The following is a 19132-nucleotide window of genomic DNA, read 5'->3' as shown; positions in this document are numbered from 1 at the left end:
AACAAAATGAATTTTTTTAAATCCCATTTCTGGTACAACAAAAGCCAAAGAAATGGGGTTTTCTTTTTAGTAATACTTATCCTTATTGTACAAATTGTTATTGTTTTTATTGATTTTTCTTCGGATGAAAGCACAACTGTAAATTCTAAAGAAGTTTTATCCTTTCATCAACAAATAGATAGTTTACAAGCTATTGAAATAGAGAAAAGAAAACCTAAAACGTATCCTTTTAACCCTAATTATATTACAGATTATAAAGGAGAACAATTGGGCATGTCTTTAGAAGAAATAGATAGACTCTTAGTGTTTAGAAAAACGAATAAGTTTGTCAACTCTAAAATAGAGTTTCAAAAAGTAACAAAAATTTCAGATTCTTTATTAAATAAGATTTCACCATACTTTAAATTTCCAGAATGGGTGCAAAAAAAGAATCAAAAAAAACAAAAGCAAAATTCCAATCTGTCATTACTAGGAACGAAGCAATCTTATTATAAAAGCAAGAAGCCAATATCAACCAAAGATATTAACAAAGCAACTGCAGCAGATTTTAAAACTATAAACGGAATTGGAGCAACTTTTTCAGAACGAATTATAAAATATAGAACCAAATTACAAGGATTCTCTTATGGTTATCAACTTTATGAAGTTTGGGGTTTAGAAAAAGAAGTAGCAGAAAAAATATTGTCAACCTTTACAATAGTTGATAAACCGGTCTTAAAAAAAGTAAATGTAAATACCGTATCTTTTAAAGAATTGTTAAAGAATCCTTATATAGATTATAGTTTATGTAAAATGATTTTCGAATATAGAGATGAAGTAGCAGAACTTCAAGATATTTCAGAATTAAAAAACATCCGTGATTTTCCCTTAGACAAATATGATAGAATAGTCTTATATTTGGTGGCTGAATAACAAAACAACAAACACATTTATTGGCTTATGAACAGTATGTATTTTACTGAAGAGCACGAAGCTTTCCGTACAAGTTTTAAAGAGTTTTTGAAAAAAGAAGTAATTCCTCATATAGATAAATGGGAAAAAGAAGGTAGCGTAGAACGTTTTATCTGGAAGAAATTCGGAGAAATGGGGTATTTTGGATTAAATACTCCAGAAGAATTCGGAGGATTAAATTTAGATTTATTTTATACCGTTATCTTTTTAGAAGAATTACAGAAAGTTAATTCAGGTGGTTTTGCGGCAGCAATGTGGGCACACGAATATTTGGCAATGACGCACCTTGCTGAAGAAGGAGATGATTTTATCAAAAATAAATATTTAGTACCAAGTGTAGAAGGAGATATGATAGGTTGTATGTGTATCACAGAACCATTTGGAGGTTCTGATGTTGCAGGCATGCGCTCTACAGCAATTAAACAAGGAGACAAGTATATTTTAAACGGCTCAAAAACGTTTATTACAAACGGATTCCTTTCAGATTATTTAATTGTTGCAGCAAAAACAGATCCTTCAGATAAATATAAAGGAATTAGTATTTTTGTGGTAGACAGAGCGTCAAAAGGACTCTCAGCAACCATGTTAGAAAAATTAGGTTGGAAAGCCTCAGATACTGCAGAAATTGCTTTTGACAATGTAGAGGTTCCGGTTACAAACTTATTAGGAGAAGAAGGAAAAGGGTTTCCTTATATAATGCAACATTTTGCCTTAGAACGCTTAGTGATGGGGGTAAATGCACATGCAAGAGCAGAATTTGCATTGGATTATGCCCTAAATTACATGAAAGAACGTGTAGCATTTGGTAAATCTTTAGATAAGTTTCAAGTATTAAGACACAAAATTGCAGAAATGGCAAGTAGAGTAGATATGTGTAAAGAATACAACTACTCAATTACAAAACGCTTAAACGACGGTCAATACGTGGTAAAAGAAGCAAGCATGTCTAAATTACTGTCAACAAAAATGGCAGACGAAGTTATAAACGATGCACTACAAATGTTAGGTGGTTATGGTTATATGGAAGAGTATCCGATGGCACGTTTACTAAGAGATAGTAGATTAGGTACAATAGGAGGTGGAACTTCAGAAATCTTAAAAGAGATCATCGCAAAAATGGTCATCGATAAGAAAGAATATAAACCAGCAACATAAAATTCACAATAGGTTTCCAAAACCTTGTAGGTATAAGTACTTCAAAATTTTTATTTTTGAACACTGAACACTGAACACTGAACACTGAACACTGAACACTGAACACTCTTTTAAGGGCGTTCCCTAAAGGTCGGGCTTTCATTACTCGCTTTTTGTTTTTATCAAAACAAAAGAGCTCAAACAGTCCATTCAATCCCTAACGCATATTGCTTGTTTAAAAAATAGTGTAATAACTAATTGTCAATTCATAATTTGTAATTACATTTGCAATCCAAAAAATAAAAATAATAGTTTAAATACTATTCTAAAATATAAAGAGACTATGAAGGGAGGTGCCAACTTATGTTAATTATACCAATTAAAGAAGGAGAGAATATAGATAGAGCTTTAAAACGTTACAAAAGAAAATTTGATCGTACAAAAACGATGAAAAACTTGCGTGCTAGAAAGAACTTCACAAAACCTTCTGTAGCAAACAGAGCTCAAAGAATTAAAGCTTCTTACGTTCAGAGATTAAGAACACAAGAAGAAGTAGGTTAATGAAACTCAATTTTAAGAAACCCTTAGGGTGCACTTAAAATTGTAAGTTGAATTAATTCTAGTTTTTATTGGGATCTCTACTTAATTCTAAGAAATAAAACCCGTATTGATTTTTCAATACGGGTTTTTTGTGTTCAATTTTTTGTAGTTTTACTAACCCTTAATAACTAATAATTTGATTGATGCTTTTTTAGAATATCTGTCTTTAGAAAAAAAATATTCTATACATACAGTTACGGCTTACAAAAACGATTTAATTTCATTTAGAGATTTTTTAGAGTCGGAGTATGGTCAAGAGAATTTATTAGAAGTTCATTATCCCCAAATTAGAAGCTGGATTGTTTCTCTAGTAGATTCCAAAATATCCAATAGAACTATCAATAGAAAAGTAAGTTCTTTAAAATCGTTTTTTAAATTTTTACAGAAGACAAAACAAATAGAGGGAAACCCGTTATCTAAACATAAAGCCTTAAAAACAGAAAAAAGAGTTCAAGTTCCTTTTACTTCAAAAGAAATTAATGCGGTAATCACCCAGATAGAAATAGAAGCAGATACCAATTTTACAGCTATTAGAAATAAATTAATTGTGGAATTATTTTATTCAACAGGGATTCGTAGAGCAGAATTAATTAATATTAAAGAAAGAGATGTTAGTTTATCAGATAAAACGATTAAAGTTTTAGGAAAAAGAAATAAAGAGCGTTTTATACCGCTGTTAAATTCTGTAATTCAAACAGTAAACAAGTATTTAGAATTAAAACAAGAATTTTCAATTGGTTTAGATGAACTTTTTATTACAGAGAAAGGAAATAAAATTTATGAAACTCTTGTTTACAGAATTATTAATACTTACTTTAGTCAAGTCTCATCGAAGGAGAAAAAAAGCCCACATATTTTAAGGCATTCTTTCGCAACACACCTATTAAATGAAGGGGCAGATTTAAATTCGGTTAAGGAGTTGCTAGGGCATTCTTCTTTAGCTTCAACACAAGTCTATACTCAAAATAGTCTTGATATAATAAAAAAAGTATATAACCAGGCTCACCCTAGGAGCCATAAAAAAGAATAATGTATGAAAGTATTCGTTCAATCAGTCAATTTTAACGCAGATCAAGAATTAGTAAAGTTCGCAGAAGATAAAGTCGAAACTTTAATTAAGTTTCACGATAAGATAGTAGATGCAGAAGTTTTTTTAAAAGTTCAAAAAACAAGTGATAAAGAAAATAAAATAACAGAAGTAAAAATAAATATACCAGGTAGTGACTTAATTGTAAAAAGAGAGACTAAAACCTTTGAAGAAGGCATTAGCTCTGCTGTTGACAATTTAAAAAGACAATTAAAAAGGTCTAAAGAAAAGCTTCGAGACTCATTAATTTCATAAAATTGAAAAAAAAAGTAAAAAAGTTTGTAAAAAGTTTTGAAAAGTGAAAAAACTTCGTACATTTGCAATCCGTTAGAAATAGCGGGTTGTTTTTTTGCAACAAAAGCCGATGTAGCTCAGCTGGCTAGAGCAGCTGATTTGTAATCAGCAGGTCGTGGGTTCGAGTCCCTCCATCGGCTCAAAAGCAACAAAAATTGCGAAAGCAATAAAGTTCATTAAAATAGTAAATTAAAGGGGAGATACTCAAGCGGCCAACGAGGACGGACTGTAACTCCGTTGACTACGTCTTCGCAGGTTCGAATCCTGCTCTCCCCACAATTTACATATTATTGCGAAAGTAGCTCAGTTGGTAGAGCGTCAGCCTTCCAAGCTGAATGTCGCCGGTTCGAACCCGGTCTTTCGCTCAAATTTATCAACAAGCCGGTGTAGCTCAGTTGGTAGAGCGCATCCTTGGTAGGGATGAGGTCGTGAGTTCAAATCTCATCGCTGGCTCATTTAATATTTATCAGTACACATTAAATATAATTAAACTAAGAATTAAAATCAATAATTATGGCAAAAGGAACTTTTGACCGTTCGAAACCACACTTAAACATTGGTACTATCGGACACGTAGATCACGGTAAAACAACTTTAACTGCGGCTATTACTAAAGTATTAGCTGATGCAGGATTCTCTGAGGCTAGATCTTTTGATCAGATTGATAATGCACCAGAAGAAAAAGAAAGAGGTATTACAATTAACACTTCTCACGTAGAGTATCAAACTGCTAATCGTCACTATGCACACGTTGACTGTCCAGGTCACGCGGATTATGTGAAGAACATGGTAACAGGTGCTGCTCAAATGGATGGTGCAATTTTGGTTGTTGCTGCAACGGATGGACCAATGCCTCAAACTAGAGAGCATATCTTATTAGGTCGTCAGGTTGGTATTCCTCGTATGGTTGTATTCATGAATAAAGTGGATATGGTTGATGATGAAGAATTAATCGAATTAGTAGATATGGAGGTAAGAGAATTACTTTCTTTTTATGAATATGATGGTGATAATGGGCCAGTAATTGCAGGATCTGCATTAGGAGCATTAAACGGTGAGCAAAAATGGGTTGATACTGTTTTAGAATTAATGGCAGCTGTTGATGATTGGATTGAAGAGCCTTTAAGAGAGATTGATAAAGATTTCTTAATGCCAGTTGAGGATGTATTCTCTATTACTGGACGTGGTACTGTAGCGACAGGTCGTATTGAGACTGGTATTGCTAACACAGGAGATGTTGTAGATATTATTGGTATGGGAGCTGAAAAGATGACTTCTACTATTACTGGTATTGAAATGTTCCGTCAAATCTTAGATAGAGGTGAGGCTGGAGATAATGCAGGTATCTTATTAAGAGGTATTGCAAAAGAAGATATAAAAAGAGGAATGGTAATCTGTAAGCCAGGTTCTGTAACTCCTCATGGTAAATTTAAGGCAGAAGTTTATGTTCTTAAAAAAGAAGAAGGTGGACGTCATACTCCATTCCATAACAACTATCGTCCTCAGTTCTATGTAAGAACTACAGATGTTACAGGTACTATTAGTTTACCTGATGGAGTTGAAATGGTTATGCCAGGAGATAACTTAACTATTACAGTAGATTTAATTCAACCAATCGCATTAAATGTTGGTTTACGTTTCGCAATCCGTGAGGGTGGTAGAACAGTTGGAGCAGGTCAGGTTACTGAATTATTAGACTAAGAATTTTAGTTTATTAATATATAAATTATAAGGGTGTTCCGTTTTTAACGGAACGCCTTTAATAATGAAAATAATACGGGCGTAGTTCAGCGGTAGAGCACTGGTCTCCAAAACCAGCTGTCGGGAGTTCGAATCTCTCCGCCCGTGCAATAAAACATAAAAGAAAAATGAAATTTATACAATATATCAAAGATTCTTTTGAAGAATTAAGCAGCCATATGACGTGGGTGTCTAAAGAAGAAGCTCAAAAAACAACAGTAACTGTTGCTGTATTTACAATTGTATTTGCTTTAGCGGTAGCTGGTATAGATTATGTTTTTCAAACAGGTTTAGATAACTTTTTTAACATATTCGCTAACTAATTATGGCGGCAGATTCAGTAATGAAATGGTATGTTGTTAGAGCCATTGGAGGACAAGAAAATAAAGTAAAAGCTTATATAGAAACTGAAATTTCTAGAGTTGGATTATCTGATTATGTAAGTCAGGTAATTGTACCTACAGAGAAAGTTGTTCAGATTAGAAATGGAAAAAAAGTAAATAGAGAAAGAGTTTACTTTCCTGGTTACATTATGGTAGAGGCTAATCTTTCCGGAGAAGTTCCTCACGTAATAAAAGGTATCACAGGTGTTATTGGTTTTTTAGGAGAAGTAAAAGGTGGTGAACCTGTTCCTATGCGTAAGGCTGAAGTTAACAGAATGTTAGGTAAAGTTGATGAGCTATCAATACAAGATGAAAATATTGCAATCCCTTTTAATATTGGTGAAACTGTAAAAGTTGTTGACGGTCCTTTTAATGGATTTGATGGAACCATAGAGAAAGTGAATGAAGAAAAGCGTAAGCTTGAAGTAATGGTGAAAATATTCGGAAGAAAAACACCATTAGAGTTAAGTTATATGCAAGTAGAAAAAATATAATTGTTACACAAATATATATTGATATCGATTTATTTTTTGGCTTCCAACTAAAAGTAAATCATTAAACATTTTTAAAATGGCAAAAGAAGTTAGTAAAGTAGTTAAGTTACAAGTAAAGGGAGGCGCAGCGAATCCATCGCCGCCGGTTGGACCTGCTTTAGGAGCTGCTGGTGTTAACATTATGGAGTTCTGTAAACAGTTTAATGCAAGAACGCAAGACAAACAAGGTAAAGTTTTACCTGTTGTTATTACTGTTTTCAAAGATAAATCATTTGATTTTCTTGTAAAGACTCCTCCTGCAGCAGTTCAGTTACTAGAAGCAGCCAAAATTAAAAAAGGTTCAGGAGAACCAAACAGGAAAAAAGTAGCATCAGTTACTTGGGATCAAATTAAAGTAATTGCAGAAGACAAAATGGTAGATTTAAATGCCTTTGAAATTTCTTCAGCAATGCGTATGATTGCAGGTACAGCACGTTCTATGGGATTAACAGTAAAAGGTAATGCACCAGCATAAACTTTATAAAAAGTAGTAAAATGGCAAAATTAACAAAAAAGCAAAAAGAAGCTTACGCAAAGGTAGATAGCTCTAAGTCTTATGATTTAGCAGCAGCTTCAGCGCTAGTCAAAGACATTACTAATGTAAAGTTTGATGCATCAGTAGATTTAGCTATACGTTTAGGAGTAGATCCTCGTAAAGCAAATCAAATGGTTCGTGGTGTTGTAACATTACCACACGGAACAGGTAAAGATGTAAAAGTTTTAGCATTAGTAACTCCAGATAAAGAAGCAGAAGCTACAGCAGCAGGTGCAGATTATGTTGGGTTAGATGAGTACCTTCAAAAAATTAAAGGAGGATGGACAGATGTAGACGTAATTATTACGATGCCAAGTGTTATGGGTAAATTAGGTCCTTTAGGAAGAATTTTAGGTCCTAGAGGTTTAATGCCAAATCCAAAGACTGGTACCGTAACAATGGATGTTGCAAAAGCTGTTACAGATGTAAAAGCCGGTAAAATCGATTTTAAAGTTGATAAAACTGGTATCGTTCATGCAGCAATTGGAAAAGTATCTTTTGATGCTAAGAAAATTGAAGAAAATGCAAACGAGTTAATTCAAACAATTATTAAGTTGAAACCAACAACTGCAAAAGGAACGTATGTAAAAAGCGTTTTTATGTCTAGTACTATGAGTCCTAGTATTGCTGTTGAGGTGAAAGCTGTTTAATACGTTAAAACTTATAATTATGACTAGAGAAGAGAAATCACAAGTAATACAAGATTTAACAGCAGTATTAGCAGGAACTAACACATTATATTTAGCAGATATTTCTGGCTTAGATGCTCAAACTACCTCTAATTTACGTAGAGCTTGTTTTAAAGCAGGAGTTCAGTTATCAGTTGTTAAGAATACATTACTTGCAAAAGCAATGGAAGCTTCAGATAAAGATTTTGGAGACTTACCAACAGTATTAAAAGGTAATACATCAATGATGATTGCTGAAGCAGCAAATGCGCCAGCAAAATTAATCAAAGATTTCAGAAAGAAAGGAAGTATACCTTTATTAAAAGGTGCATTTGCAGAAGAATCTGTATATATCGGAGATGATCAATTAGGTGCTTTAGTAGATATTAAATCTAGAGAAGAGTTAATTGGAGAAATCATTGGATTATTACAGTCTCCAGCTAAAAATGTTATTTCAGCATTACAGTCTGGTGGACAAACACTTTCAGGTATTATTAAAACATTATCTGAAAAATAATTACGCGCACAAATAAACTATAATAAACAAAATTTTTAAAACAAAATTAAAATGGCAGAATTAAAAGATTTCGCAGAGCAATTAGTTAACTTAACAGTAAAAGAAGTTAATGAATTAGCTACTATTTTAAAAGATGAATATGGTATTGAGCCAGCAGCAGCAGCAGTAGCAGTAGCAGGTCCAGCAGCAGCAGGAGAAGACGCAGCAGATGAGCAAACTGAATTTGATGTTATCTTAACAGCAGCAGGTTCTTCTAAATTAGCAGTTGTAAAATTAGTTAAAGAATTAACTGGTTTAGGATTAAAAGAAGCTAAAGGTATCGTAGATAGCGCACCAGCAGCAGTAAAAGAAGGTGTATCTAAAGATGAGGCTGAAGGTCTTAAAAAATCTTTAGAAGAAGCTGGAGCTGAGGTAGAGCTTAAGTAAGCATTTTGTCCCGAGTTCGAGTATTCGAAACGGGAAAACAAATTTAGGTTTAGGTACTAAGAACTAACGTTTTTAGACCTAAACCATTTTGTGTATATATTCGTTTTTTATTTTTATTTCAGATTTTAATCAAAAAAATATTCTCTTTTGGCAACGAAAAACACTACTGAAAGAATCAACTTCGCTACTTCTCAAATGATTAAGGAATATCCAGATTTTTTGGATATTCAGGTAAAATCTTTCCAAGATTTTTTCCAACTTCAAACTAAGGCAGAAGAAAGAGGTGAAGAAGGTTTGTACAAAACCTTCATGGATAACTTTCCAATTACAGATACAAGAAATCAATTCGTTTTAGAATTTTTAGATTACTTCGTAGACCCACCAAGATATTCTATACAAGAATGTATTGAGAGAGGTTTAACGCACAGTGTCCCTTTAAAGGCACGTCTAAAATTGTACTGTACAGATCCAGAACATGAAGATTTCGAAACTATTGTTCAAGATGTTTATCTTGGTACAATACCTTATATGACTAACTCTGGTACCTTTGTAATAAATGGTGCAGAACGTGTTGTAGTTTCTCAATTACACAGGTCTCCTGGTGTATTCTTTGGACAATCTTTCCATGCAAATGGTACAAAATTATATTCAGCTAGGGTAATTCCTTTTAAAGGTTCTTGGATAGAATTTGCTACCGACATCAATCAAGTAATGTATGCTTATATTGATAGAAAGAAAAAATTACCAGTAACAACATTATTCAGAGCCATCGGTTTTGAAAGAGATAAAGATATTTTAGAGATTTTTGACCTTGCAGAAGAGGTGAAGGTTTCAAAAGCTGGATTAAAAAAAGTATTAGGTCGCAAATTGGCTGCTAGAGTTTTAAAAACTTGGCATGAAGATTTTGTGGATGAAGATACTGGAGAAGTTGTATCAATCGAAAGAAATGAAATTATTTTTGATCGTGATACTATTTTAGAAAAAGAACACATTGATGAAATAATAGAAGCAGGTGCTAAAACCGTTTTACTACATAAAGTAGATAACGATATGGCAGATTATGCTATTATTCATAATACATTACAGAAAGATCCTACCAATTCTGAAAAAGAAGCAGTAGAGCATATTTATAGACAATTACGTAATGCAGAACCGCCAGATGAGGAGACTGCAAGAGGTATTATAGATAAGTTATTCTTTTCTGAACAAAGATATAATTTGGGTGAAGTTGGTCGTTTTAGAATGAACACTAAACTTCAGTTAAATGAACCGATTGACCAAAAGGTATTAACAAAATTAGATATTATTACTATTATAAAATATTTAATTGAGTTAATCAATTCTAAAGCGGAGGTAGATGATATTGATCACTTATCTAATAGACGTGTAAGAACTGTTGGAGAACAATTAGCTAGTCAGTTTGGTGTTGGTTTAGCACGTATGGCTAGAACAATTCGTGAACGTATGAATGTGCGTGATAACGAGGTGTTTACACCTATCGATTTGATTAATGCAAAAACATTATCATCTGTAATTAATTCATTCTTTGGTACCAACCAATTATCTCAGTTTATGGATCAAACGAATCCATTAGCAGAGATTACACATAAGCGTAGATTATCTGCACTTGGACCTGGTGGTTTATCTAGAGAAAGAGCTGGTTTTGAGGTACGTGATGTTCACTATACTCACTACGGACGTTTATGTCCGATTGAAACTCCTGAGGGACCAAATATTGGTTTAATTTCTTCACTTTCTGTATTTGCAAAAGTGAATAATTTAGGATTTATTGAGACTCCGTATAGAAAAGTGAATGAGGGTGTTGTAGAAACAGTAGAACCTACCTATTTAAGTGCTGAGGAAGAAGAGGGAATGAAATTTGCTCAATCTAACTTAGAATTAAATGAAGACGGAAGTTTTGTTGCTGAAAGAGTGATTGCTCGTGAAGGTGGTGATTTCCCTGTGGTGAATCCAATTGAGATTGATTATATGGATGTTGCACCAAATCAAATTGCATCGATTTCTGCATCTTTAATTCCTTTCTTGGAACATGATGATGCGAATAGAGCATTGATGGGATCTAACATGATGCGTCAGGCAGTTCCATTATTAAGACCGGAATCTCCAATTGTAGGTACAGGGTTAGAACGTAGAGTTGCAAAAGATTCTCGTATTTTAATCAATGCAGAAGGAGCTGGTGAGGTAACTTATGTAGATGCAAATAGAATTACAATTAAGTATGATAGAACAGAGGAAGAAAAACTTGTAAGTTTTGAATCTGATGAAGTTTCTTATAACTTAATTAAATTTAGAAAAACGAATCAAGGAACAAACATCAACCTAAAACCAATTGTAGAAAAAGGGGATAGAGTAGAAGAAGGACAAGTTCTTTGTGAAGGTTATGCAACACAAAAAGGAGAATTAGCTTTAGGAAGAAATATGAAAGTAGCCTTTATGCCTTGGAAAGGGTATAACTTTGAGGATGCGATTGTAATTTCTGAAAAAGTTGTTCGTGAAGATATATTTACATCTATTCATATTGATGAGTATTCTTTAGACGTAAGAGATACAAAATTGGGAACTGAAGAGTTAACTAATGATATTCCTAATGTTTCTGAAGAAGCTACTAAAGATTTAGATGAGAATGGTATGATCCGTATTGGAGCAGAAGTTCATCCTGGAGATATTTTAATTGGTAAAATTACTCCTAAAGGTGAATCTGATCCTACTCCGGAAGAAAAATTATTACGTGCTATATTTGGTGATAAAGCAGGTGATGTAAAAGATGCATCATTAAAAGCTTCTCCATCATTACATGGTGTAGTAATTGATAAAAAGTTATTTAGAAGAGCTGTTAAGGATAAAAACAAGAGGTTAAGAGATAAAGAAGCAGTTGGTAAATTAGAAGCTTCTTTTGTATCTAAATTCGAAGGTTTAAAAGATGTTTTAATAGATAAATTGTTTTTACTTATTAGTGGTAAAACGTCACAGGGAGTTTTTAATGATTTAGGGGAAGAAGTTTTACCAAAAGGTAAAAAGTATACGCTTAAAATGTTAAACTCTGTGGATGATTATGTGCATTTAACAGGTTCTTGGACAACAGATAAAGAATTAAATAATTTAGTAGGTGAATTAGTTCACAACTACAAAATTAAAGTAAATGATTTACAAGGTTCTTTACGTCGTCAAAAATTTACAATCTCTGTAGGGGATGAATTACCTGCAGGAATTTTAAAACTAGCTAAAATTTACATCGCTAAGAAACGTAAATTAAAAGTTGGTGATAAAATGGCAGGACGTCATGGTAATAAAGGTATTGTTGCTCGTATTGTAAGAGCAGAAGATATGCCTTTCTTAGAAGACGGAACTCCAGTAGACATCGTATTAAATCCATTAGGGGTACCATCTCGTATGAACATTGGTCAGATTTATGAAACTGTTCTTGGTTGGGCAGGTCAAAAATTAGGGACTAAATATGCAACACCAATTTTTGATGGAGCGTCTTTAGATCAGATTAATGAGATTACAGATACAGCAGGTGTACCTAGATTTGGTCATACTTATTTATATGATGGTGGAACAGGAAAGCGTTTCGATCAACCAGCAACGGTGGGTATCATTTATATGATTAAGTTAGGACACATGATTGATGATAAAATGCACGCTCGTTCTATAGGACCATATTCATTAATTACACAACAACCTTTAGGTGGTAAAGCACAATTTGGAGGTCAGCGTTTTGGAGAGATGGAAGTTTGGGCACTTGAGGCTTATGGTGCATCAAGTATCTTAAGAGAAATCTTAACTGTGAAATCGGATGATGTAATGGGAAGAGCTAAAACATACGAAAGTATTGTGAAAGGTGAAGCTATGCCAGAACCAGGTTTACCAGAGTCATTTAACGTATTAATGCATGAACTTAAAGGTTTAGGTTTAGACGTTAGATTAGAAGAATAAATTTTTTCAGTAACCAGTTTTCAGTAGCAATTTTGTTACTGAAAACTGAATACTGCCAACTGAATACTTATCAAAAGACATGGCAAGAAAACAAGAGAAATACACTGTAAAAAAGTTTAACAAAATCTCAATTGGTTTATCATCACCAGAAGCTATTTTAGAAATTTCTAAAGGTGAAGTTTTAAAACCAGAAACTATAAATTACCGTACGCACAAACCAGAAAGAGATGGTTTATTTTGTGAGCGTATTTTTGGTCCTGTAAAGGATTATGAATGTGCTTGTGGAAAGTACAAAAGAATTCGCTACAAAGGTATCGTTTGTGATAGATGTGGTGTAGAAGTTACTGAAAAGAAAGTACGTAGAGATAGAGTAGGGCATATCAATTTGGTAGTGCCTGTTGCTCATATATGGTATTTTAGATCATTACCTAACAAAATGGGATACCTTTTAGGTTTACCATCTAAGAAGTTAGATATGATTATTTACTACGAACGTTATGTAGTAATTCAGCCGGGTATTGCTAAGAATGTGGAAGGAGAACCATTACAAAAAATGGATTTCTTAACGGAAGAAGAATATTTAGATATTGCTGATGAGTTACCACAAGATAACCAATATTTAGATGATACTGACCCAAATAAGTTTATCGCTAAAATGGGTGCTGAATGTTTAATTGATTTATTAGCACGTATCGATTTAGATGGGTTGTCTTTTGAATTAAGACATAAAGCAAACACTGAGACGTCTAAACAACGTAAAACGGAAGCATTAAAGCGTTTAAATGTTGTTGAAGCATTTAGAGACTCTCAAAAAAATAGAGAGAATCATCCAGAATGGATGATTATGAAAGCTATACCAGTTATTCCACCAGAATTAAGACCTTTAGTTCCTTTAGATGGTGGTCGTTTTGCAACTTCAGATTTAAATGATTTATATAGAAGAGTTATTATTAGAAACAATCGTTTAAAAAGATTGGTTGAGATAAAAGCTCCAGAAGTTATTTTACGTAATGAGAAACGTATGTTACAAGAATCTGTAGATTCTTTATTTGATAACACACGTAAATCATCTGCAGTAAAAACTGAATCTAACAGACCTTTAAAATCTTTATCAGATTCATTAAAAGGTAAACAAGGACGTTTCCGTCAGAATTTATTAGGAAAGCGTGTTGATTATTCTGCGCGTTCTGTAATTGTTGTTGGACCAGAAATGAGATTATCTGAGTGTGGATTGCCAAAAGATATGGCAGCTGAACTTTACAAACCTTTTGTTATTAGAAAGCTAATTGAAAGAGGAATTGTAAAAACAGTAAAATCTGCAAAGAAAATAATAGATAGAAAAGAACCAGTTGTTTGGGATATTTTAGAAAATGTAATTAAAGGACATCCAGTTTTATTAAACAGAGCTCCTACATTACACAGACTTGGTATACAAGCTTTTCAACCAAAGTTAATTGAGGGGAAAGCTATTCGTTTACATCCACTTGCATGTTCTGCATTTAATGCGGATTTTGATGGGGATCAAATGGCAGTTCACTTGCCATTAGGACCAGAAGCTATTTTAGAAGCACAATTATTAATGTTGGCTTCTCATAATATCTTAAACCCTGCAAATGGTGCTCCAGTTACGGTACCTTCTCAGGATATGGTACTTGGTTTATATTATATGACTAAAGAAAGAATTTCTACTCCAGAAGTTCATATTAAAGGAGAAGGTTTAACTTTTTATTCACCAGAAGAAGTTACGATTGCTTTTAACGAAGAAATGGTAGACTTAAATGCTGGAATTAAAGTTAGAACTTATGATGTAGATGAAAATGGAGAACAAGTTAGAAAAATTATAAAAACTACTGTTGGTAGAGTTTTATTTAACGAAGTTGTTCCTCCTGCTGCAGGTTATATTAATGAAGTTTTAACTAAGAAAAACTTACGTGGAATTATTGGTGGTATTTTAAAAGCGACTAACATTCCTACTACAGGAGAATTCTTAGATAATATAAAAAATATGGGATATAAATTTGCCTTCCAAGGTGGTTTATCATTCTCATTAGGGGATATTATTATTCCTAAAGAAAAACAATCTATGATTGATGAAGCCAATAAAGAGGTAGATATCATTGTAGGAAATTATAACATGGGTATGTTAACGCAAAAAGAGCGTTACAATCAGGTAATTGATATTTGGGGTAGAACCAATAATGATTTAACTGAATTATCTATGAAACGTTTACGTGAAGATCAACAAGGTTTCAACTCAGTATACATGATGCTTGATTCTGGTGCAAGGGGTTCTAAAGAACAAATTCGTCAGTTAACAGGTATGCGTGGATTAATGGCAAAACCTAAAAAATCTACTGCAGGTGGTGGAGAAATTATTGAGAATCCGATTCTTTCTAACTTTAAGGAAGGTTTATCAATTCTAGAATACTTTATTTCTACTCACGGTGCACGTAAGGGACTTGCAGATACCGCCTTAAAAACGGCAGATGCTGGTTACTTAACACGTAGATTGGTAGATGTTTCTCAAGATGTTATTGTAAACGAAGAGGATTGTGGTACACTTAGAGGTTTAGAAGTAACTCCTTTAAAGAAAAATGATGAGATTGTAGAACCTTTATCTGAAAGAATTGAAGGTAGAGTTTCTTTAAACGATGTTTATCATCCTTTAACAGAAGAGCTTCTTTTAAAAGCGAATCAACCAATTACTTATCAATTGGCAATGGCTGTTGAGAAGTCTGGAATTGATACTGTAGAAGTTAGATCTGCATTAACTTGTGAATCTACTAGAGGTATTTGTGCAAAATGTTACGGACAGAGTTTATCTACGCTTAACAAAGTTCAAATTGGTGAAGCAGTTGGTGTAATTGCAGCACAATCTATTGGAGAACCTGGTACACAGTTAACATTGCGTACATTCCACGTTGGTGGGGTTGCAGGTAATATTTCTGAAGAAAATAAATTAATTGCTAAGTTTGACGGTAAAGTTGTAATTGACGATTTACGCACAGTTGTTGGTAAAGACAATGATGGTAAAGAGGTTGAAATTGTAATTTCTAGAACAGCAGAAATTAAGATTATAGACAAGAAAACCGGAATTACTCAAAGTACAAATATTATACCTTACGGTTCTATTATCTTTGATAAAGAGCGTAAATCTATTAAAAAGGGAGATGTAATTGTACAATGGGATCCATTTAACGGGGTTATTGTTTCTGAGTTTGAAGGAAAAGTGAAGTTTGATAATCTATTTCAAGGTATTAACTACTCTGTAGAAGTTGATGAGCAAACAGGTTTCCAAGAGATTGTAATGATTGATTCTAAGAACAAGAAAATCATTCCATCTTTAATAGTAGAAGATAAAGACGGTAATGCTTTACGTTCATATAGTTTACCTTTAGGTGCACACTTAATGGTAACTGATGGAGAGAAAGTAGAGACAGGTCATACTTTAGTTAAAATACCAAGAAAATCTGGTAAAGCTGGGGATATTACAGGAGGTTTACCACGTGTAACAGAGTTATTCGAAGCACGTAATCCTTCTAACCCATCTGTTGTTTCTGAGATTGATGGTGTTGTTTCTTTCGGTAAAATTAAACGTGGTAATAGAGAAATTATCGTAGAATCTAAAACTGGAGATATTAGCAAGTATTTAGTAAAACTTTCTAATCAGATTTTAGTTCAAGAAAATGACTTTATTAAAGCGGGTATGCCGTTATCAGACGGAGCTACAACTCCTTCAGATATTTTAAGAATTCAAGGGCCTTCTGCAGTGCAAATGTACTTAGTAAATGAAATACAAGAAGTATATCGTTTACAGGGTGTAAAAATTAACGACAAACATTTCGAAGTTGTTGTTCGTCAAATGATGCGTAAAGTTAAAATTATAGATTCTGGAGATACTTTATTCTTAGAGAATCAATTAATTCATAAGATTGACTTTATCAAAGATAATGATGAAATTTTTGGAATGAAAGTGGTTGAAGATGCTGGAGATTCTGAAAACTTAAAACCAGGTCAAATTATTTCTGCACGTCAATTAAGAGATGAAAATTCTTTGTTAAGAAGAAATGATCAAAACTTAGTAGAAGCAAGAGATGCTAAACCTGCAACAGCAGAACAAGTGTTACAAGGTATTACAAGAGCATCACTACAAACAAAATCGTTTATTTCTGCAGCTTCTTTCCAAGAGACTACAAAAGTATTAAACGAGGCTGCTGTAAGTGGTAAAATAGATACATTAGAAGGCTTAAAAGAAAATGTAATTGTTGGTAAGAGAATTCCAGCAGGTACGGGTATGAGAGCTTATGAAAAGATTCTAGTTGGTCCTAAAGACGAAATAGAAAAAAGTTTCTAAATATAACGTGTAAACGTTTAAGAGTTTAAAAGTTGAATTGTTTACTGTAAGTTAATTACACTATTCAGTTCAACTTTTTTCTTTTTATAACTTTTATACATTAATAAATACACACTATAAATTATGGAAGAAAATCAAAACAAAGACGGACAAATAAATATTGAATTAGATCAAGTAATTGCGGAAGGAACCTATTCTAACTTGGCAATTATCAACCACTCTATGTCAGAATTTATTGTAGATTTTATTAATATCATGCCAGGAGTGCCAAAAGCAAAAGTAAAATCTAGAATTATACTAACACCACAACACGCCAAACGCTTAACACAAGCTTTAGCAGATAATGTTAGAAAATTTGAGGAGCAACATGGTGAAATTAAGGATTACGAGCAACCTCCAATTCCAATGAATTTTGGACCAACGGGACAGGCATAAAAAAAAGCGAAACTTTAAAGTTTCGCTTTTTTATTTGCGTAAAGTACAAACACTTTATTACCTAAATTAACTTTTTTAAATAGAGAGAATAACAAATTTGGAAATGTTTTTTTTATTATAACCATATTTGTTTCAGATTGTATTTCTTTTAACTTCTCATTTTCTAAATCATTAATAGAAAGAATTAATACGTTTGTAGTATTTTTATCAGTACTAAAAATAGATTGGTATTTGTCTTTTTCTATGTTGATGAATTTTGCATTTTTTTCTTTATAAAAATTAGCATTCAGAGACCATAGATACTTAGGGTAAAAATCATCTGTTACATAAATATTAAGGTTTTCTCTATTATTAAGTTGATGTATTTTGGACACAATACCAGCTCTTCCTTCTCCAGCAGCTCTTGTATTGGCGAAAATTAGCCCAAAAACATTCAATAATAAAATTAGAATTAGACTAATATTTAAACATTTTTTATTTTTAATAAACCACTTCTTCTCTATTATGTATTCATAAGCTACGATTAATATAATTGGGGCGAAATTAATTAATGGAAAAAGAAAGCGTATTTCTTTATGAGATACTAAAGAATGAATAATTAAAAAAGGAATTATTGCCCAAGTAATAAGACTTGTTTTTTTATGGTATGTGAAAATGATAGTTGAAGAAATTAAAAGAATTCCTATTGGTAAAAGTGCATAAAATAGAATTAGAACAATATAAAAGTACCAAGGAGATACACCAAATTCAGCAGCCTTGTTATTTATAATATTTTCTACAAAGTAATTATAAGGTGCAATGGTTAGTTCTCCATAAAACCAGGAATCTAATAGTATTCCTAGAAAAACTGTAAATAGAATACCTAAAAGGATTATTATAATTTTATTTAATTTCTCTTTTCTAATAAAGATTAGCCAGAATATAACTCCTAAAATAGCAAAAGCTATTTGATATCTAAATAAAAAACTAGAACCAAAAATTAAACCTAAAAAAAGATAATGATAATAGTTTTTTTTATTTTTTAGAATTATTGTAATTCCAAATAAAAAAAGCAATCCAGACCAAGTTTCTGATGAAAATCTAACATTAATAAAAGGTAGAAACCAGAGAAAATAACTTAAAAAATAAAAAACTATCCAGTTGCTGGTCCTGATTAATTTTTTTGCTTCGCTTATAAAGTTGTTGATAAATAAAAGAACTACAACAGCACTTAATAGCCTTAAAGTAAGTGCTTTTGAATAAGGATCTGATATTGAGAAAAAGCTTGATATTTTAAATATTAGAAATGCTAAGAATGGTTGAATACTAGACCTAATTTGTTTAGAATACTCCCAGGGAAGATCTTGAGGTGTATTGTTACCATCTAATATCCCCGAAAATTCGATGATCTGATAGTGTTCATCAGGATTAAAATACCCAACGCTAAAATAAGCTGTTAAAGTATAAAAAATTAATGCTATGAAGAAAAACTTTTTTTGCCAAGTAAATTTAAAATCCATATAAATATTAAATTTACTT

General features: G+C 32.5%; 16 protein-coding genes and 5 tRNA genes. 20 read left to right on the top strand and 1 reads right to left on the bottom strand.

Annotation, left to right across the window (positions count from 1 at the left end; all coding sequences use genetic code 11):
- Positions 1 to 6: 6 nt before the first annotated feature.
- From JOP69_RS07660 to JOP69_RS07565, 20 genes are all read left to right on the top strand, one after another.
- A complete protein-coding gene (locus tag JOP69_RS07660) occupies positions 7 to 912 on the top strand; it encodes a helix-hairpin-helix domain-containing protein (protein WP_203394017.1) in 906 nt (301 codons plus the stop codon).
- A gap of 27 nt (positions 913 to 939) precedes the next feature.
- Positions 940 to 2106, top strand: coding sequence for an acyl-CoA dehydrogenase family protein (locus tag JOP69_RS07655; protein ID WP_203394018.1), 1167 nt, complete (start codon positions 940 to 942; stop codon positions 2104 to 2106).
- A gap of 342 nt (positions 2107 to 2448) precedes the next feature.
- Positions 2449 to 2646: a 30S ribosomal protein S21 gene (rpsU, locus tag JOP69_RS07650; protein ID WP_036822200.1), complete on the top strand. Its 198-nt coding sequence runs from the start codon at positions 2449 to 2451 to the stop codon at positions 2644 to 2646.
- A 175-nt stretch (positions 2647 to 2821) separates the two neighbouring features.
- Complete coding sequence (locus tag JOP69_RS07645) at positions 2822 to 3715, top strand: tyrosine-type recombinase/integrase (protein WP_249987459.1); 894 nt, start codon at positions 2822 to 2824, stop codon at positions 3713 to 3715.
- 3 nt (positions 3716 to 3718) lie between these two features.
- On the top strand, positions 3719 to 4027 hold the full coding sequence (raiA, locus tag JOP69_RS07640) for a ribosome-associated translation inhibitor RaiA (protein WP_203394019.1): 309 nt from the start codon (positions 3719 to 3721) through the stop codon (positions 4025 to 4027).
- A gap of 105 nt (positions 4028 to 4132) precedes the next feature.
- Positions 4133 to 4206 (top strand) — tRNA-Thr (locus JOP69_RS07635).
- Between the two features lie 54 nt (positions 4207 to 4260).
- Positions 4261 to 4342: transfer RNA gene (locus tag JOP69_RS07630), tRNA-Tyr, on the top strand.
- A gap of 16 nt (positions 4343 to 4358) precedes the next feature.
- A tRNA-Gly gene (locus JOP69_RS07625) sits at positions 4359 to 4431 on the top strand.
- Between the two features lie 15 nt (positions 4432 to 4446).
- Positions 4447 to 4519: transfer RNA gene (locus JOP69_RS07620), tRNA-Thr, on the top strand.
- Positions 4520 to 4579: 60 nt separating this feature from the next.
- A complete protein-coding gene (gene tuf, locus JOP69_RS07615; RefSeq protein ID WP_203394020.1) occupies positions 4580 to 5767 on the top strand; it encodes an elongation factor Tu in 1188 nt (395 codons plus the stop codon).
- Positions 5768 to 5842: 75 nt separating this feature from the next.
- Positions 5843 to 5914, top strand: a tRNA-Trp gene (locus JOP69_RS07610).
- A gap of 20 nt (positions 5915 to 5934) precedes the next feature.
- Positions 5935 to 6129 (top strand): preprotein translocase subunit SecE, encoded by a 195-nt coding sequence (gene secE / locus JOP69_RS07605; protein ID WP_203394021.1) that lies wholly within the window; start codon positions 5935 to 5937, stop codon positions 6127 to 6129.
- Positions 6130 to 6131: 2 nt separating this feature from the next.
- Entirely contained in the window at positions 6132 to 6683 is a 552-nt protein-coding gene (nusG, locus tag JOP69_RS07600) for a transcription termination/antitermination protein NusG (RefSeq protein WP_203394022.1), read from the top strand.
- A gap of 76 nt (positions 6684 to 6759) precedes the next feature.
- A complete protein-coding gene (gene rplK / locus JOP69_RS07595) occupies positions 6760 to 7197 on the top strand; it encodes a 50S ribosomal protein L11 (protein WP_068450837.1) in 438 nt (145 codons plus the stop codon).
- Positions 7198 to 7217: 20 nt separating this feature from the next.
- Positions 7218 to 7907 (top strand): 50S ribosomal protein L1, encoded by a 690-nt coding sequence (gene rplA, locus JOP69_RS07590; RefSeq protein ID WP_203394023.1) that lies wholly within the window; start codon positions 7218 to 7220, stop codon positions 7905 to 7907.
- A 19-nt stretch (positions 7908 to 7926) separates the two neighbouring features.
- A complete protein-coding gene (gene rplJ / locus JOP69_RS07585; protein ID WP_203394024.1) occupies positions 7927 to 8442 on the top strand; it encodes a 50S ribosomal protein L10 in 516 nt (171 codons plus the stop codon).
- Between the two features lie 51 nt (positions 8443 to 8493).
- Entirely contained in the window at positions 8494 to 8868 is a 375-nt protein-coding gene (rplL, locus tag JOP69_RS07580; protein ID WP_203394025.1) for a 50S ribosomal protein L7/L12, read from the top strand.
- Between the two features lie 147 nt (positions 8869 to 9015).
- On the top strand, positions 9016 to 12825 hold the full coding sequence (gene rpoB / locus JOP69_RS07575; RefSeq protein ID WP_203394026.1) for a DNA-directed RNA polymerase subunit beta: 3810 nt from the start codon (positions 9016 to 9018) through the stop codon (positions 12823 to 12825).
- Positions 12826 to 12904: 79 nt separating this feature from the next.
- Positions 12905 to 17179, top strand: coding sequence for a DNA-directed RNA polymerase subunit beta' (gene rpoC / locus JOP69_RS07570; RefSeq protein ID WP_203394027.1), 4275 nt, complete (start codon positions 12905 to 12907; stop codon positions 17177 to 17179).
- Between the two features lie 123 nt (positions 17180 to 17302).
- Positions 17303 to 17614 (top strand): DUF3467 domain-containing protein, encoded by a 312-nt coding sequence (locus JOP69_RS07565; protein ID WP_203394028.1) that lies wholly within the window; start codon positions 17303 to 17305, stop codon positions 17612 to 17614.
- Positions 17615 to 17628: 14 nt separating this feature from the next.
- On the opposite strand, the gene JOP69_RS07560 is transcribed toward JOP69_RS07565, so the two are convergent.
- Positions 17629 to 19113, bottom strand: coding sequence for a hypothetical protein (locus JOP69_RS07560; RefSeq protein ID WP_203394029.1), 1485 nt, complete (start codon positions 19111 to 19113; stop codon positions 17629 to 17631).
- Positions 19114 to 19132 lie beyond the last annotated feature (19 nt).

Origin of the sequence: Polaribacter sp. Q13 (genome assembly GCF_016858305.2) — a bacterium.
Taxonomy (GTDB): domain Bacteria; phylum Bacteroidota; class Bacteroidia; order Flavobacteriales; family Flavobacteriaceae; genus Polaribacter.
This window is presented reverse-complemented; position numbering and strand designations above follow the sequence as displayed.

Excerpts from the sequence above, each read along its gene's own strand:
- rplL (WP_203394025.1), top strand. The coding sequence starts at position 8,494 with ATGGCAGAATTAAAAGATTTCGCAGAGCAATTAGTTAACTTAACAGTA.
- raiA (WP_203394019.1), top strand. The coding sequence starts at position 3,719 with ATGAAAGTATTCGTTCAATCAGTCAATTTTAACGCAGATCAAGAATTA.
- rpoC (WP_203394027.1), top strand. The coding sequence starts at position 12,905 with ATGGCAAGAAAACAAGAGAAATACACTGTAAAAAAGTTTAACAAAATC.
- JOP69_RS07655 (WP_203394018.1), top strand. The coding sequence starts at position 940 with ATGAACAGTATGTATTTTACTGAAGAGCACGAAGCTTTCCGTACAAGT.
- JOP69_RS07560 (WP_203394029.1), bottom strand. The coding sequence starts at position 19,113 with ATGGATTTTAAATTTACTTGGCAAAAAAAGTTTTTCTTCATAGCATTA.
- nusG (WP_203394022.1), top strand. The coding sequence starts at position 6,132 with ATGGCGGCAGATTCAGTAATGAAATGGTATGTTGTTAGAGCCATTGGA.
- rplK (WP_068450837.1), top strand. The coding sequence starts at position 6,760 with ATGGCAAAAGAAGTTAGTAAAGTAGTTAAGTTACAAGTAAAGGGAGGC.
- JOP69_RS07660 (WP_203394017.1), top strand. The coding sequence starts at position 7 with ATGAATTTTTTTAAATCCCATTTCTGGTACAACAAAAGCCAAAGAAAT.
- secE (WP_203394021.1), top strand. The coding sequence starts at position 5,935 with ATGAAATTTATACAATATATCAAAGATTCTTTTGAAGAATTAAGCAGC.
- rplJ (WP_203394024.1), top strand. The coding sequence starts at position 7,927 with ATGACTAGAGAAGAGAAATCACAAGTAATACAAGATTTAACAGCAGTA.
- rpsU (WP_036822200.1), top strand. The coding sequence starts at position 2,449 with ATGTTAATTATACCAATTAAAGAAGGAGAGAATATAGATAGAGCTTTA.
- tuf (WP_203394020.1), top strand. The coding sequence starts at position 4,580 with ATGGCAAAAGGAACTTTTGACCGTTCGAAACCACACTTAAACATTGGT.
- rplA (WP_203394023.1), top strand. The coding sequence starts at position 7,218 with ATGGCAAAATTAACAAAAAAGCAAAAAGAAGCTTACGCAAAGGTAGAT.
- JOP69_RS07565 (WP_203394028.1), top strand. The coding sequence starts at position 17,303 with ATGGAAGAAAATCAAAACAAAGACGGACAAATAAATATTGAATTAGAT.